This window comes from Pseudoglutamicibacter albus (assembly GCF_022346425.1).
Lineage (GTDB): Bacteria > Actinomycetota > Actinomycetes > Actinomycetales > Micrococcaceae > Pseudoglutamicibacter > Pseudoglutamicibacter albus.
In genome coordinates, this window is record NZ_JAKRCW010000003.1 from 1 (window position 1) to 16,134 (window position 16,134).

A 16,134-nucleotide genomic window follows, 5' to 3' on the forward strand; every position below is an offset into this window, starting at 1 on the left:
CTTCGATACGTGTCGACATTGAGACCACACCCTTGTTCATACTTGTTCAGCGTAGGAGTACGCGCTCAAAGTATGTGAGGCACGACTGTAGCTACGCGATCAATATATGTAAGGTACGCCGTAGCCAAGACTCCCGCCCAACGGGTGTGTATAATTCATAACCATGAACAAGTGATCTCCCCCCGCTTCTAACGGCAGCAGTCGGCACGCTATAGGTGCCCATTGTGTTGCTAGAGCCCAGCAATGCTCAGGAGATCACTATGCCTTCCATCAAGCTCGACCATATTTCTTTCGCATACGGTTCACACCAGGTACTAGATGAGGTGTCACTCAACGTTGGTGATGGTGAGCGAGCCTTCCTTGTGGGACCCAATGGCTGTGGCAAAACCACGCTCTTGAACGTCGCCTCGGGGCTACTTAAACCAGACAGCGGTCGTATCACCTCCCGGGTTGTTGGCGCACCGATTCCAGAACCGGAACGCTTCAACGGTACTGTAGCGGAGTATTTTGCGACCGCGTTGGCACCGTTGCATGAACTGTCTCGACGCTTCGAAGAAACCACTGCATCGCTAGCTACTGGCGACACCGGCGCCGAGCGCGAATATGACCAGCTTTTGGCAGCGATGTCCGCACACGATGTCTGGTCACTCGAAGCACGCCTAGATGAAACACTTGAAGCCCTAGGTCTAGGGGCGCTTTCTGGTTCTTCGGAGCGTCTGCTCACGAGTCTCTCCCCTGGCCAGCGTGCACGCCTTCACTTAGCTGCGCTGCTCACGCTACAACCAGACGTGCTGATACTCGATGAACCGACAAACCACCTGGACCGTGAAGCGATCGACTTCCTCACCGCGATGGTCACCAAGTGGCCCGGCCCTGTGCTTGTAAGCAGTCACGACCGTCTGTTCATTGAGAACGTTGCGACTGTCATCTACGACATGGACATCACGGTTTGGCAAGAGGTCGCTAGAGCCGAAGGCCACGAACTTACTGGCGGGCTGTTCCGTAATGCTGGCAACTACTCGCAGTATCTCGACGCGAAAGAAAAAGCACGGCAATCACATCGTCAGATTCATGCCGAGCAACAAGCGCATAAACATCAGATACGCGAGCACCGCAACGAGAGCATGACGATCGCGCGCGGCGGGGTACGCCTCAAGACCGCGACGGGTAAGGCAAAGAAGTTCTTCGCCGACCGCGCAGCCGCGACATCCGTCAAACGCACACGCAACGATGACGTCAAGCTAGAACGACTAGAAGAGCGGGAAGTCCGTAAGCCGCGCGACTATCAACTCGAACTCAGCATCCCAACTCCAGAGCCATACGAAGGCCTAGCTCTCAGCATTCGGCACGCTGCTGTCGAGCACCGGCTGGCACCGTGCGACCTCGACCTAGCTGCCGGTGAACATCTACTTGTTACTGGCGATAACGGCGCCGGGAAGTCGACACTGCTGCAGTGGATCGCCACCGCTCAGCCGCCACAGGGCGTCATCTCGTCAGGGATCATAACCCGCGAGGAGCCTGTGACCATGGTTCCGCAACGACTTCCAATGGAAAACGACCCCGGATTCACCGTTGGTATTTGGCACAACGGTGTGGGTCAGCTCGGTAAGGGCGTCATCCACCCAGCAATGTGGTCTACACCAATCCCGGAGCTATCGGACGGAAACCAACGCAGAGCGCAAATAGCTGTTGGCATATCAGCCCACCCGTCAACACTGATCGTGGATGAGCCAACCAACTATCTGGATCTCGACACCATCGAGTCGTTGGAACGAGCCTTACGCGACTGGCCGGGAACACTGATCATAGCGAGCCACGATCGGTGGCTGATAGAGCATTGGCAGGGCCGCCATCTCCACCAGCAGTCATGCAGGTAAAAGCTCTACTGGCGCCTGAGATCAAGCCTGATCGGGAAAGCCTCAGGCCTATAGAACGTACCGCTAAAGACCACTACCTCATCTCCGGCGAACTGGTGCCGCACAACTTGTAGAAGCGCTGCACCGGAACTCAGATTCAACATTCGCTCCTGCATCAATGTGGCTGTGACAGCCTCGATCTGTTCGAGTGAACGATTCAACGACACGCCGCACCGCTCATCCAGATGCTTCTCTATCCGAGCGCTGGGAGGCCCTTCTAAGAGGCCCGGAGTGCGCCGCAACGCAACGTACATCTCTTCAACCGCGACAGGTGCGCTATCGGCGCTGTGCAGCCGCTGCAGGTACAGGATCTCCTCACCCCGCTCAAGACGAAGTTCCCGCGCTAGCAGATTCGTGGCCTTCACAACCTCGTGACGGATCAAGCGAACGCTCGGCGTGCGGTGCCGTAAACGCATCTCCTCAGCGAAGGTGCGTAGCCCATACGTGGGCGGCGTGGAGGTTGGCCGGGCTGAACGTGTCCCCCTGCCCGGCTGAACACGAACATAACCTTCCCTGGCTAGTGATTCGACAGCATTCCTCAGCGTCGTGCGGGATACCTCTAAAGCCTCAGCTAGGGGCCTCTCCCCCGGTAAACGCGTTCCTGGCGGTATCTGCAGCAGAACGCCACGCAAAGCCTCTGTGAGGCCGTCTGAACGTTTATAGGATTCCCTGCTGCGTTGCCCCCGGGAGGCTGGCCCTTGCGCTCCCATCGGGTGATGTTTCCAAGCGTCTACGAGTGCTTGCAGGATGAGATCCGTGTTGGTGACGGCCTGCTCTGTGGGAGTTGCCAACGGTTTTGAGGATGCCGGTAGTTCCTGTGTTGGCGGTGGTTCTTGCGTTGCCGGATTGTCGTGAGTGCTCTCGGTGGTAACTGACGGATTCTTCATGGAACGTCCTGCCGCGGAAGGTCTGACACGTGAAGATGAGAAACGACGAGGGCTTACGTTTCAACTATATCGGCAACAGGATACTTTCGATCGTTAAATGTTTGAAGGGGCTTCCGCACCACGGTGCGGAAGCCCCTTCAAACTATGTCAGCTGGAATTTAGTGGCGGTAGGAGCCTCGGTTGAGTTCGAACGCCCAACCGAGGACGCCGACTGCTACAGCACCTAGGCCGAGGTAGAAGACCCACCAGCCGATGGCCAGGCCTGCGAAGCCGATAGCTACACCAACACCGAGCATCAGCGGCCACCAGGACCACGGAGTGAACTGACCGTAGATGCCAGCGCGCTCAGCGATCTCACCCTCAGTGTCATCCTCCGGCAGGTTGTCGGACAGCTTAGCATGCTTGTTGAAGTAGTAGCCGATCATGCCGGTCATCAGACCAAGCAATACCAGTGCTGGGAAACCTACCCATTCCTCGAAGCTCGTCATGAAACCGTAAACGATTCCAATCGGAATGAAGAACAGAACACCAGCTAAGAAAAAGTAACCACTAGTTTTCATAACTTAATCACTTATCTCCCTGGTCAGCCGGACCGAAGACCGATGCCACTGGGCCAGTTGGCGTTACACGACCCGAAGCGAGTTCTGGGTGGTGCAGGTCCAGTGCCGGACGCTCGGAACGGATACGTGGCAGCGAGTAGAAGTTGTGACGTGGCAGTGGGCAAGGCGTTGCCCACTCGAGCGAGGCGCCAAAGCCCCACGGGTCATCAACCTGTACGCGGCGGCCGTTGCGGTGGGTGATGAATACGTTCAAGAAGAACGGAATCATCGAGATCGCGAGGATCATGGAGCCAACCGTGGATACCTGGTTCATGGCGGTGAAGCCATCGGAATGCAGGTAGTCAGCGTAGCGACGTGGCATACCCATGACGCCGAGCCAGTGCTGAACCAGGAAGGTCAGGTGGAAACCGATGAACACGAGCCAGAAGTGGATCTTGCCGAGGCGCTCGTTGAGCATCTTGCCGGTCCACTTTGGCCACCAGAAGTAGAAGCCTGCGAACATCGCGAACACGACGGTACCGAAGATCACGTAGTGGAAGTGAGCCACAACGAAGTAGGTATCGGAAACGTGGAAGTCCAGCGGTGCCGAAGACAACGTAATACCGGTCAGACCACCGAAGAGGAAGGTCGTGAGGAAGCCGAGGCTCCAGATCATTGGAGTCTCAAACGTGATGGATCCTCGCCATAGAGTGCCGAGCCAGTTGAAGAACTTCACACCGGTTGGTACCGCGATCAGCATGGTCATGAAACCGAAGAACGGAAGCATGACGGAGCCAGTCACGTACATGTGGTGCGCCCAGACCGCAACCGAGAGGGCAGCAATCGCGATGGTTGCAAAGACGAGGCCCTTGTAACCGAAGATCGGCTTACGGGAGAAGACCGGGAAGATCTCAGACACAACACCGAAGAACGGCAGCGCGAGAATGTAGACCTCTGGGTGACCGAAGAACCAGAACAGGTGCTGCCAGAGAACCGGGCCACCATTGGAGGCATCGAAGATCTGGGCACCCAAGCGGCGGTCAGCGCCGAGGGCGAACAGTGCTGCTGCGAACGGTGGGAACGCCATGAGGATCAGCATCGAGGTAATCAGCGTGTTCCAGGAGAAGATGGACATACGCCACATGGTCATACCCGGTGCACGCAAGGTGATGATCGTGGTGATGAAGTTCACCGCACCGAAGATGGTACCGAAACCCTGAAGTGCCAGACCGAAGACCCAGAGGTCAGCGCCCAAACCAGGGCTGAAGGTCGAGGAAGCAAGTGGGGCGTAACCGAACCAACCGAAGGATGCTGCACCCTGAGGGGTGATGTAGCCAGACATCGCGATGAGCGAGCCGAACAGGAAGAACCAGAAAGCCAGCGCGTTCAGACGTGGGAAGGCCACATCCGGTGCACCAATCTGTACTGGCATGAGGACGTTGGCGAAGCCAGCGAACAGCGGCGTACCAAACATCAGCAGCATCAAGGTACCGTGCATCGTGAACAGCTGGTTGTACTGCTCCTTGGTGTGCAGGATCTGCATACCTGGCTCGAAGAGCTCTGCACGGATCAGCAACGCCATGACACCGGCGATGCAGAAGAAAATAAACGCGGAGATCAGGTAAAGGTAACCGATCTTCTTGTGGTCAGTCGTCGTAATCCAGTCGACGATGATGCGGCCCTTGGACTTAGGCACCACCGGCTGACTTACGGTGCGAGACTCGTTGGACGAGTATTCAAAAGTTGCCACGAGTCATCACTTCCCTTCTCGGCTTGGCTCTTCTTCGCCAGTCAGACGATGGTAGGAAGGATCGTTAGTCGGAGTAACCTCAAGACGGTTGTACTCCTCCTTCAAGCTACCCTTCTCCATCTTCGCGAGCTGGTTCTTGAATTCTTCCTCGGAGACAACCTTGACCTGGAAGATCATCTCGGAGTGGTATTCACCGCAAAGCTCAGCACACTTACCTGCGTAGGTGCCTTCCTTCTGCGGGGTGAGCCACATGTGGTTCTGCTTACCTGGGATCATGTCCATCTTCTGAAGGAATGCAGGAATCCAGAACGAGTGGATCACGTCACGCGAGTTCAACTTGAAGTGAACCGGAACGTTAACTGGGAGGTAGAGCGTCGGGAGCTTGGACTCGTCAACGACCTTGCCCGGCTCGTGCACCTGGGTCGTAACCTCGTAGCGCTGATCGCCTTCGTAGTCGTAGTTGAAGTCCCAAGCCCACTGCTTGCCGTAGACGTTAACGGTCAGCGGAGAGTCAACTGGGGTGTCAACCTTCTGCTGCGTGCGGTGGGTAAAAGTAAAGAAGGTCATGATAATGGCGATCGGGACCGCCGTGTAGAAGACCTCGAGTGGCAGCGAGTAGCTCAGCTGCTTTGGATAACCGGTATCGCCCTTGCGGCGGCGGTAGGCAACGATGCACCACAGAGCCAAGCCCCAGGTAATCAAACCGATTACCAACGAGGCGATCCAGGAGTGATTCCACAGCTCCGCGAGTGAGCGAGTGTGGTTGGTCGTGTCCAGATCTTCCAGGGGCAGGAAGCCATTCTTGGACACGGGGGTGCATCCCGCGAGGGCTAGTGCCCCAACGGCAAGGATCCCGCCGAAGACCTTGGTCTTGACGCGACCGCTGGTCCGAACTTGCGAACTCACAGACGGCCCTTCCTCTTGAGTGTATGCGGATGACGTGATGGTAAGCGGCGGCCGGTGGAGAAACTGGCACACCTACTCTCCTTAGAGAGTACCGTTCTTTGCGCTCTGACGCACAGTTGGCGCGCCGAATGCACTTAATGTTGGTCAGTGGAACGAGTCGCCGCAGGCGCATGAACCCGCAGCGTTCGGGTTATCAATCGTGAAGCCGACCTTCTCGATGGAATCCTCGAAATCTACGGTCGATCCCGCAAGATACGGAGCCGACATCTGATCCACGATCAGCTCGACACCATCGAAATCACGGATGGCGTCGCCGTCGAGGACACGCTCGTCGAAGTACAGCTGGTAGATCAGACCCGAACAACCACCGGGTTGTACAGCGACCCGTAGTCGAAGATCATCGCGGCCTTCCTGCTGAAGCAGTTCACGAACCTTAGTGGCAGCACCATCAGTCAAAGTGACTTCATGGCTTGCAGTCTCTGCAGCTGTTGTCATGAGAAACCTCCATACCCAGCACGCCGGATATCCAGCATGCTGTGTGCCTTGTTGCGGTCATCGAAGGCGATATTTCTATTGCCATCGAAAACCTTGTTTTGTCTCTAGTGTAGTCCCAGGACCTTAGCTGTTGGCCGCTTCAGTGGCCAGATGCGTAAGCAATAGAGCTTCCGAAAGTGTTGCCTTGAAGAAGTCTTCAATATGTAGCGATTCGTTGGCCGAATGTGCTCGGGTATCCGGGTCTTCAATACCGGTGACGAGAATCTCGGCGTCTGGGAAGACCGCCTGGAGGTCGCCGATGAATGGGATCGAGCCTCCAAGCCCCATTTCCACTGGCTTGACGTTCCATGCTTGCTCAAGGGCCCACATCTTCGCCTGAGCAGCCGGCGAGGAGGTATCGGTCGCGAAGGACGGGCCAACCTCCGTGGTCTTATAGCTAATCTCGGCACCGAAGATGTCTTGGTTGGCAAAGTGCTCTTCCATAGCTTTCGCCGCCAACGCCGGGTCCTGGCCCGGTGCTAGACGCACTGAAACTTTGCCCCGCACCATCGGGATGATCGTGTTGGAGGACAGCGACACGTTGGTGATGTCCATACCGATGAGCGAAATGGCTGGCTTGCGCCACAAACGATCCGCGATCGAACCGGTGCCTGCCAAACGTAAGCCCTCAACTACGTTGGCATCGGCTCGGAAATCAGCCTCGTCATAGTCGATCTCGGCAGTCGAGGCGACGGCCAGCCCCTCAACTGCCACGTCACCGTTCTCGTCGTGGAGGGTTGCGACCAAGCGTGCCGCGATCGTCGGGGCGTCCAGAACGGGGCCCCCAAAGACACCTGAGTGAACAGCGTGCTCAAGTGCCCGAACCTCGAACTCTCCTGCCGTGAGGCCACGTAGCGACGTGGTCAAGGCAGGCTGGCCGACCTTCCAGTTGCTCGAATCAGCAACGATGATGACCTCAGCTGCCAGCGCATCGCGATTCTCTTGCAGGAAGTTAGCGAACGATGGCGAACCGACTTCCTCTTCACCTTCGATGAAATACGTCAAGCCAAGCCCGGTCGCGGCAGCTACCTGGTCGATAGCGCGTAGCGCTCCAACGTGGACCATGATGCCTGCTTTATCGTCGGCCGTGCCGCGGCCATACAGGCGCCCATTGACCTCAGTGGCTTTCCACGGGTCCGTGTTCCATAGCTCCACGTCCCCGGTGGGCTGCACGTCGTGGTGGGCATACATGAGCACGGTAGGCATACCGTCTGCTGCTTCGCGACGCGCGATGATAGCCGGGCGGCCCTGCGCCCCATCAGGGCGAGCAGCGGAGAGAACACGGACGTCTTCGAGACCAGCTGAGCGGAACAGCTCAGCCACCGCTTCCGCGGAATCGATCACCGGCTGCGGGTCAAGATCATCCCACGCGACCGAAGGGATCTCAACGAGTGCGCTCAGCTCTTTGATGAGCTGTTCACGTTGGCCATCAACTGCTGAACGAAGCTGATCGACCACATCAGGTGAGACAACGGAAAGGGGTTCGTTTGTTTCAGTCATAGACCCAACACTAATACGGTCACCAAGGCCAATAACACGTCGCGTGTTCGGTAATTGAGCCAAAGGCCGATAGGATTGGGGCCGTGTTTGGTCGTAAAAAGAATGAACGGGCGGGCAAAGCTCAAACGAATGCCCCCGAGCCTGTAGTGGAAGAAGACAAGGGCCGCTCCCCTAGCGCTAAGAAGGGCCCCACCCCTTCACGCCGTGAACAGGAAGCAAAGAACCGCCGCCCTTTGGTAGGTGGCTCCCCTGCTGTTGCGAAGCAGCGTCAGCGTGAGCGCCGCGCCGCTGAGGCCGCGCGTATCCGTGAAGGGATGCGTACCGGGGATGAACGCTACCTGCTCGCCCGCGACAAGGGGCCACAGCGCCGCTACGCCCGTGAATTCATCGACGCCCGAACATCCATCGGTGAGACCCTGCTCATCGTTGTGGTGCTCTTCCTGGTCACTTCGCTTCTAATGTCCTCGATCCTGCCTCCCGAGGCGCAGGCGAACATGGTCTTCATCATGTGGATCTACCTGTTCATCGTGATTGTGGATGGCATCTGGGCAAGCCGCCAGCTCAAGAAGCGTTTGTTGTTGAAATTCGGTGAGGTCGAGAAGGGAACGATGTGGTACGCATTCATGCGTGCGCTGCAGTTCCGCCCGATGCGCCAACCAAAACCACAGAATAAGCGCGGCGAATACACTGAGTGATAATCCGCCGGTGCTAGCACCGCGGTCTAATGCTCAATACACAACGGTTCGGGACCCTGACAGGGTCCCGAACCGTGTTTAAGGGAAGCTACCGTGCAGTAAGTGAGGCGTTGGCCGCTAAGCAGCCTTGCGTTTATAGGCTTTCTTGAGTGCACGGTTGATGCGGTGGACCCAGAACGGACCTTCATACAAGAAAGCGGTATAGCCCTGGACTAGATCAGCGCCTGCTTCGATGCGTTCAATCACGTCCTCGCCGGTAGTGACACCGCCAACGGAGATGATCGCGATCTCTTCTGGGAGTGCCTCACGCAGTATCTCTAGCACCTCGATCGAGCGTTCTCGCAGAGGCTGGCCCGACAAACCGCCAGCACCCAGGGCAACGACCTCATTCGTCGGTGTTGAAAGTGGCTCCCGCTTGATCGTGGTGTTGGTAGCAATCACCGCATCGAGCCCCACATCTTGAGCCAAACGGGCAACATCGCGGACATCCTCATCAGCAAGATCCGGGGCGATCTTCACCGCCAACGGAACACGGCGGTCGGTAACCGCCGCATCGGCTTCCTCGCGAACGGCCGCTAGCAGCGGACGTAACGCCTCAATATCCTGCAGCATCCGCAAGCCCGGTGTGTTCGGCGAAGAAACGTTCACGACCATGTAATCCGCGTACGGCGCCAGAGTGCGGGCCGAAAGCCGGTAATCATCAACAGCGTTCTCAAGCTCAACCACTTTGGTTTTACCGATGTTCACGCCGATGATCGGGCGGATACCGGCGCGGCGGTTCAAAACCTCCCGCGTGCGGGCCAAACGTGGAGCGATCGCTGCAGCACCCTCGTTATTGAAACCCATCCGGTTGATAATCGCCTTGTCCTCAACCAGACGGAACAAGCGAGGCTGAGGGTTTCCATCCTGAGCCTGCCCTGTGACCGTACCCACCTCGATGTGGCCGAACCCCAGGTTAGTCAGCGCAGTGGTTCCCTCGCCGTGCTTATCGAAACCGGCCGCTAGCCCGAAAGCTGAAGGGAAGGTCAAGCCCATTGCCCGCACGGGAGTCGACGGGCGCGTCAAGCGACGCAAAACCGCGCCAAGGCCGCATTTTTCGACCAAGCGGATCATCGAAAAACCGAGGTGGTGAGCTTTCTCCGCATCCATGCGAGAAAACGCAAGCTTAAAAAACGTAGGGTAAAAACGCATCAAGCAACTTCCTGATCAGTACAACGTTCCAGACCAATACAGTGCCCATAGTGCATGGGCTAAACCTCGCCGTTTATAGCAGGGGACGAACCAGGCTGGGAACCTAACGACACCGGCTTATTCACCGCGCCACCGAAACGGCGATCCCGCGAAACATACTGGCCCAACGCGTCCCAGAACACTTCACGGCTCATATCCGGCCACAACGTATCCAAGAAAACCAGTTCCGCATACGCCGACTGCCATAGAAGAAAATTCGAAATCCGGTGCTCGCCCGAGGTGCGCAAAAACAGATCCACATCAGGAAGATCCGGCTGATACATCCGTGCGTTCAACGCTTTCTCAGTGACACCCCGCTCAGACAGCGCACCGGAGGCAACAGCGGAGGCGATCTCGCGCACGGCACGCATGATCTCCGAACGGCCGCCGTAATTGACGCACATCACCAGGTCCATGACGGTGTTATTCCGCGTCATCTGTTCGGCAGTCTCCAACTCAGAGATGACTGACTTCCACAACCGACCACGCTCACCAGACCAACGAACACGTACACCCCACTCGTTCAACGTGTCACGCTGGCGCCGCAAAACATCGCGTGAGAAACCCATCAAGAAGCGGACCTCGTCCGGGCTACGCTTCCAGTTCTCCGTGGAGAACGCATACACCGAAACATGCTTAATGTCAGCCTCGATGGCTCCTGCGACAACATCGAGTAGCGCCTGCTCCCCCGCCCGGTGCCCTTCGGTACGGGGAAGGCCCCGCTGATTCGCCCATCGCCCATTGCCATCCATCACGATGCCAACATGGTGAGGCAACAAAGACCTCTTATAGTCCGGCATGAAGCGGACAGCCCCTTGGCCTGGTGCTGGAACTGAAGCGGAAACATCAGCCACTATGAGCGCAAACCTCCGATTCAAACATCCTGCGCGCGATCAAGCACACTCAACGACCTAACTGAGCGTTCGAGGTGCCACTGCACATATTGTGTCACGATCTCACCGGCCTGCCGCATCGTCACGTGATCAGCGCGCTGAACCCGCGCCCACTCCCCCGTGTTCAAAGCATCCAACAGATCCATAACTTCCGGCGTTGGGCTACGGGAACCCGCAGGCCGACAGTCGGGGCATACAGCGCCACCCAGCGGGACGTTGAGGCTACGATGCGGACCTGGCGCGCCGCATCGGACACATTCAGCGAACGAGGCCGCCCAGCCGGCAACCGCAAGAGAACGTAAAACGTACGAATCAAGCACAGCGAAAGGGTGCTGCTGCCGCGTGGCTAAAGCATTCAATGCACCGTAGAGCAACGTGAACTGGACATGCGTGGAATCGGCGTCATCACGAGTGAGCTTCTCAGCAACTTCAACCATGACCGCGGCGCAACTATAGAGGACATAGTCCGCACTCAACGTAGCGCCATACGGCTCCACGATCTGCGCCTGGATTACGGTATCCAGGTTCCTGCCTTGAACAAGCTGCACATCGATCACCATGCCCGGCTCCAAAACCGCACCGAACCGGGACGAGGTCCGGCGTACACCCTTCGCGACCGCCCGCACCTGCCCGTGCGATTGCGTCAGCAACACCACGATCCGGTCCGCTTCAGCGAGCTTATAGTGGCGCAACACGATAGCGCGGTCCTTATAAGAACGCGCAGAGAAAGTTGAACCACGGGCCATGCTTACAGCCTATAGACCTATGCCGTAGACAGACGTGGGTGGGGCGTGCGTTGATGCGCTCGCCCCACCCACAACAATGCCTGCTACCGGAATCGGTGCGAGGGTTTAGGAAGCAGCGGTGCCTGCCGCTTGACGGTCACGGATCGCACGGTTGACTGCCGAGATCACAGCGTTCAAGCCAGCAAGCGTCGTGTTGGTGTGGATGCCAACGCCCCACAAGACGCGGTCATCGACTGCTGCCTCGATGTAGGCGGCAGCTCGCGCCGCACCGCCGGCCTCGAGGGCGTGCTCGGTGTAATCCAAGACACGCACGTCAACACCCTCGGAGTTCAACAGGTTCACGAGCGCGTCGATCGGACCGTTACCGGAAGCGCTGCGTACACGCTCGACACCGTCGATCTTCATGGTCGCGGTGAGCTTGACTGAATCGTTTGGTTCGTGGGTGCTCTCAACATTGAGCAGACGGAAATAACCCCACTGCGAATCGTCCTGCTTGGCGGGCAGATACTCGTCGTTGAAGACCTGCCACAACTGCTCCGAGGTGACTTCGGTGCCGGAGGTTTCGGTGTGCTTCTGCACCACCTGGGAGAACTCAACCTGGTGACGGCGCGGCAGATTCAAACCGTAATCCGCCTTCAACAGGTAGGCGACCCCGCCCTTGCCGGACTGCGAATTCACACGGATCACAGCCTCGTAGGTTCGGCCAACATCGCGTGGATCGATCGGCAGGTAAGGGACAGCCCACACCATATCGTCCACGGTCTTGCCAGCTGCCGCGGCGTCGGCCTCCATCGCCTCGAAGCCCTTCTTGATCGCGTCCTGGTGCGATCCAGAGAACGCGGTGAAGACCAAATCGCCACCCCACGGGACACGCTCAGGGATCGGCATCTGGTTAGCGTATTCGACGGTGCGGCGGATCTTATCCATGTCAGAGAAATCGATCTCAGGGTCCACACCCTGGCTGAACATGTTCATACCCAGCGCAACCAGGTCCACGTTACCGGTGCGCTCACCGTTGCCGAACAAGCAACCTTCGATGCGGTCGGCACCAGCCATGTAGCCAAGCTCCGCGGCAGCAACACCGGTTCCGCGGTCATTGTGCGGGTGCAGCGAGAGGATGATGGACTCACGGTTCTTGAGGTTGCGGTGCATCCACTCGATCGAATCGGCATACACGTTCGGGGTCGCCATCTCTACCGTTGCAGGCAGATTGACGATGATCGGATTCTGCGGGGTTGCACCGAACTCCTCGACGACCTCATCGACGATCCGGCGAGCGAACTCCAGCTCGGTGCCCGTGTAGGACTCCGGCGAGTACTCGTAGACGATCTCCGTATCACCGGACATCTGCTCTTCGTATTTCTTGCACAGACGGGCACCGGTCAACGCGATATCGACGATGCCGTCCTCGTCTTGACGGAACACCACGCGGCGCTGCAAGATCGATGTCGAGTTATATAGGTGCACGATCGCACGGTGTACGCCGTCGAGGGCTTCGAACGTGCGCTCGATGACGTGCTCACGCGACTGGGTCAGAACCTGGATCGTGACGTCTTCGGGGATCAGATCGTTATCGATGAGGTGGCGTACGAAGTCGAAATCGGTTTGGGACGCGGCCGGGAACCCCACCTCGATCTCCTTGAAACCCATCTCAACCAACAGCTGAAACAGTTTCAGCTTGCGGTCGGTGTCCATCGGGTCAACGAGTGCTTGGTTACCGTCACGCAGATCAACCGCGCACCAGCGCGGCGCCTTCGTGATCTTCTGATCCGGCCACGTACGGTCAGGCAGATCAACGGTGATCTGTTCATGAAAAGGGACGTACTTGTGTACTGGCATGCCGGACGGCTGCTGGAAATTCTTCACGGTTTAGCTCCTGTAGACGACGAATGTGCGACGGCCGAGCGCGAAAAACTCCGCAACAAAAGACTCCGCGACGAGACTCGGCCGAAACGTTTACCTTCAACCTGCCGTTGGCGCGGGGGTAAGTAAGGCTTTAGAACTGTGGCATCTCGTCGCGGCAAGCAAGAAGAAGCATGCGCACCGTGATCATGGTTAAAAGCTAACACCCGGGCCGGGGCGCTTGTGCATTCATGACGCAACTGTGGACTTACGCCTCAGCCGAGCGTTAGAAACCGAAACGGTCGAGGTGGCGAGCATTGCGCTGCCAATCTTTAGCGACCTTGACGCGGATATCGAGGTAGACCTTAGTTCCGAGCATCGCCTCGATGGATCGTCGGGCACGCTGCCCAACATCCCGTAGCCGCGAACCGCGCTTACCGATCACGATCGCCTTCTGCGAATCACGCTCAACATATAAGGTTGCGTAGATATCGGTGAGTGGATTGTCTTCCGGGCGGTCCTCACGCGGCGCCATCTCTTCGATGGTGACCGTGAGCGAATGCGGAAGCTCTTCCCGGACACCCTCGAGTGCGGCTTCGCGGATGAACTCGGAGACGAGTTTGAGTTCAGGCTGATCAGTCACGTCCCCATCGGGATACAGCGGCGGCGAGACAGGCATGTGTTCAGCCATAACGTCTTCGAGGGTTGCCAGTTGTTCACCCTTGAGTGCAGAAACCGGAACGATCGCTCTAAACCCGCCAGGCAAGAGTTCATCCCCCATCGCCTGGACTTCTAGAAGGTGGTTAGCCACGCGGGCTTTATCCACTGTGTCAGTCTTGGTGACGATCGCGATCACCGGTGTGCGTTTAACTTTGGCGAGCTGTTCAACGATGAAACGGTCCCCCGGCCCTACCGCCTGATTTGCGGGTGTGCAGAAACCTATGACATCGACTTCCCGCAACGTGTTCTCAACCAAGTCATTGAGCCGATGCCCCAGCAAAGTCCGTGGGCGGTGAATACCAGGGGTATCGACCAAGATGAGCTGATAGTTCTCGCGGTGAACAACCCCACGGATCGTGTGCCGGGTTGTTTGCGGCTTATTCGAGGTGATCGCGATCTTTTGGCCCACCAGAGCGTTCGTCAGAGTGGACTTCCCTGCGTTAGGGCGCCCGACAAGGGAAATGAAACCAGCTCGGAAATCATGTGCTGGAGGCATTAGTCCTGCTCACTTTCACGTCTCATCGAAGCCCGCTGAGCATTACCAGCGGACCCATCTTCTTCACTTAGTGTGTCACGGTCCGATACGCGCCTATCTGTTGAGCCAGCGTCCGCGCCATCCGCGCGAGTGCCGTCCTCGCCCGATTGATCGCCTCGCAACCGCTCATAGCGTTGCATGGTCGTGGCGCCAGCATTAGATTCACTTTCGCCATCATCTTCTGCTTCATTGTCAACAGGTGGATCAAGTTCCGTGACGATAATCTTGCCCGGACGGTTGCGGCGACCCTCGAGGGTTCTGACCTCCATGCGTAGCCCATCGATCTCAGCGACGGAACCGACGATCGGGACCTTGCCGATGAGCTTACCCATCAACCCGGCAACCGTATCGACGTCTTCATCGCGAAGTTCGCGGTCGAAAAGTTCGCCTAGGTGTTCGATCTGGAAGCCGGCATCGACCTCATAGCTTCCGTCTTCGCGCTGCGTGTAGTCAGGTGTATCCGAATCGTATTCGTCATCGATCTCGCCCACGAGCTCTTCAAGAAGATCCTCAAGCGTGATCAGCCCCGCGGTGCCACCGTATTCATCCACAACAATCGCGAAGTGCGTGGATTCGCGCTGGAACTCTTGCAACAGCTCATTGACGTGCTTGGAATCAGGTACAAAACGGGCACGCCGAGCGACCTCGAGCACGTTGGTTGCATTCAGCTCATCCGAATAGAGGTTCCCGATCACGTCTTTGAGGTGAACGACGCCGCGAACATCGTCGCTGTCTTCACCGATCACCGGAACACGGGAGCAACCGGAACGCATGAACAGCCTGATCGCGTCTTCTGCCGAGGAATCAGCCGAAATCGTGACCATGTCTGTGCGCGGAACCATGAGGCTACGGACTAGCGTGTCATCGAGTTCAAAAACAGAGTGAATCAGTTCGGCTTCTGCATCATCGATCTGTTGGGTTTCCGATGCGCGCTCCAGCATGTCACGGAAATGTTCCTCCGTGAGGAAAGTCGCGCCAGGGCGGGCACCCTTAGGGGTAGCCATCGCAACCAGCCACGAAGAAGCCGGGCCAAGCAGCCAGGTCAAGAACCGAACGATCCACGCCGTATAAAGTACTGTCTTTGCGGCATGGCGCTGCCCATACTGACGCGATGCGAAACCAACCACAAGAATGGACAGAACCGCAGTCACTAATGCTGCAAGCCCAGCCGCCACCAGCGGGTGTGCGAACACGAAGAAGAACGCGCATGCCAACGCGATGCCGGCCAAAGATTCGGTCCAGACTCTCCAGAACCGGATCGCATACGTGTGTTGGGTCGGTTTCGCGAGGATCTTGGGTAGAAGTTTGCGGCGTGGATGTTCCGTGAGCTCTTCAGCTGCTTGGCGGGACAACGCAAGGAAAGCGGCCTCCGCGGTGCTCAAGAGCCACGCCAGAGCGAAGAAAACACCGGCCGCGAGAAATAAGACAACGGTAGTCATGA

14 protein-coding genes are annotated in these 16,134 nt (G+C 57.6%); 2 read left to right on the forward strand and 12 right to left on the reverse strand.

Annotated features, from left to right (window positions below; all coding sequences use genetic code 11):
* The first annotated feature begins 260 nt into the window (after positions 1 to 260).
* On the forward strand, positions 261 to 1,877 hold the full coding sequence (locus tag MHJ63_RS02600; protein WP_239446107.1) for an ABC-F family ATP-binding cassette domain-containing protein: 1,617 nt from the start codon (positions 261 to 263) through the stop codon (positions 1,875 to 1,877).
* Positions 1,878 to 1,882: 5 nt separating this feature from the next.
* Here MHJ63_RS02600 and MHJ63_RS02605 read toward each other — a convergent pair whose 3' ends face one another.
* From MHJ63_RS02605 to MHJ63_RS02630, 6 genes are all read right to left on the reverse strand, one after another.
* Positions 1,883 to 2,803: a GntR family transcriptional regulator gene (locus MHJ63_RS02605; RefSeq protein WP_239446108.1), complete on the reverse strand. Its 921-nt coding sequence runs from the start codon at positions 2,801 to 2,803 to the stop codon at positions 1,883 to 1,885.
* A 158-nt stretch (positions 2,804 to 2,961) separates the two neighbouring features.
* On the reverse strand, positions 2,962 to 3,363 hold the full coding sequence (locus MHJ63_RS02610) for a cytochrome c oxidase subunit 4 (protein ID WP_239446109.1): 402 nt from the start codon (positions 3,361 to 3,363) through the stop codon (positions 2,962 to 2,964).
* 7 nt (positions 3,364 to 3,370) lie between these two features.
* The gene (gene ctaD, locus MHJ63_RS02615; RefSeq protein WP_035755233.1) at positions 3,371 to 5,092 is read right to left on the reverse strand and encodes an aa3-type cytochrome oxidase subunit I; all 1,722 of its coding nucleotides are present in this window, start codon (positions 5,090 to 5,092) and stop codon (positions 3,371 to 3,373) included.
* Between the two features lie 6 nt (positions 5,093 to 5,098).
* Positions 5,099 to 5,998, reverse strand: a complete 900-nt coding sequence (ctaC, locus tag MHJ63_RS02620) for an aa3-type cytochrome oxidase subunit II (RefSeq protein ID WP_070492135.1) — start codon at positions 5,996 to 5,998, stop codon at positions 5,099 to 5,101.
* Between the two features lie 144 nt (positions 5,999 to 6,142).
* Positions 6,143 to 6,493, reverse strand: a complete 351-nt coding sequence (gene erpA / locus MHJ63_RS02625; protein ID WP_035755232.1) for an iron-sulfur cluster insertion protein ErpA — start codon at positions 6,491 to 6,493, stop codon at positions 6,143 to 6,145.
* A gap of 123 nt (positions 6,494 to 6,616) precedes the next feature.
* Positions 6,617 to 8,032 carry a dipeptidase gene (locus tag MHJ63_RS02630; RefSeq protein ID WP_239446110.1) on the reverse strand — a complete coding sequence of 472 codons (1,416 nt, stop codon included), beginning with the start codon at positions 8,030 to 8,032 and terminating at the stop codon, positions 6,617 to 6,619.
* Between the two features lie 83 nt (positions 8,033 to 8,115).
* On the opposite strand from MHJ63_RS02630, the gene MHJ63_RS02635 reads away from it, so the two are divergent.
* Complete coding sequence (locus MHJ63_RS02635) at positions 8,116 to 8,727, forward strand: DUF3043 domain-containing protein (protein WP_239446111.1); 612 nt, start codon at positions 8,116 to 8,118, stop codon at positions 8,725 to 8,727.
* Between the two features lie 117 nt (positions 8,728 to 8,844).
* Here MHJ63_RS02635 and MHJ63_RS02640 read toward each other — a convergent pair whose 3' ends face one another.
* The 6 genes from MHJ63_RS02640 to MHJ63_RS02665 all read right to left on the reverse strand — a co-directional run bounded on the left by MHJ63_RS02640 (position 8,845) and on the right by MHJ63_RS02665 (position 16,132).
* On the reverse strand, positions 8,845 to 9,918 hold the full coding sequence (locus MHJ63_RS02640; RefSeq protein WP_239446112.1) for a quinone-dependent dihydroorotate dehydrogenase: 1,074 nt from the start codon (positions 9,916 to 9,918) through the stop codon (positions 8,845 to 8,847).
* A 59-nt stretch (positions 9,919 to 9,977) separates the two neighbouring features.
* On the reverse strand, positions 9,978 to 10,811 hold the full coding sequence (locus tag MHJ63_RS02645; protein WP_338110366.1) for an isoprenyl transferase: 834 nt from the start codon (positions 10,809 to 10,811) through the stop codon (positions 9,978 to 9,980).
* Positions 10,812 to 10,831: 20 nt separating this feature from the next.
* Complete coding sequence (gene recO, locus MHJ63_RS02650) at positions 10,832 to 11,596, reverse strand: DNA repair protein RecO (RefSeq protein WP_239446113.1); 765 nt, start codon at positions 11,594 to 11,596, stop codon at positions 10,832 to 10,834.
* 105 nt (positions 11,597 to 11,701) lie between these two features.
* Positions 11,702 to 13,462 carry a 2-isopropylmalate synthase gene (gene leuA / locus MHJ63_RS02655; RefSeq protein WP_239446114.1) on the reverse strand — a complete coding sequence of 587 codons (1,761 nt, stop codon included), beginning with the start codon at positions 13,460 to 13,462 and terminating at the stop codon, positions 11,702 to 11,704.
* Positions 13,463 to 13,724: 262 nt separating this feature from the next.
* Positions 13,725 to 14,654 carry a GTPase Era gene (gene era, locus MHJ63_RS02660; RefSeq protein ID WP_070506523.1) on the reverse strand — a complete coding sequence of 310 codons (930 nt, stop codon included), beginning with the start codon at positions 14,652 to 14,654 and terminating at the stop codon, positions 13,725 to 13,727.
* Complete coding sequence (locus tag MHJ63_RS02665; protein ID WP_070492152.1) at positions 14,654 to 16,132, reverse strand: hemolysin family protein; 1,479 nt, start codon at positions 16,130 to 16,132, stop codon at positions 14,654 to 14,656. The genes era and MHJ63_RS02665 overlap by 1 nt, the downstream gene beginning before the upstream one ends.
* Between the last annotated feature and the right edge of the window lie 2 nt (positions 16,133 to 16,134).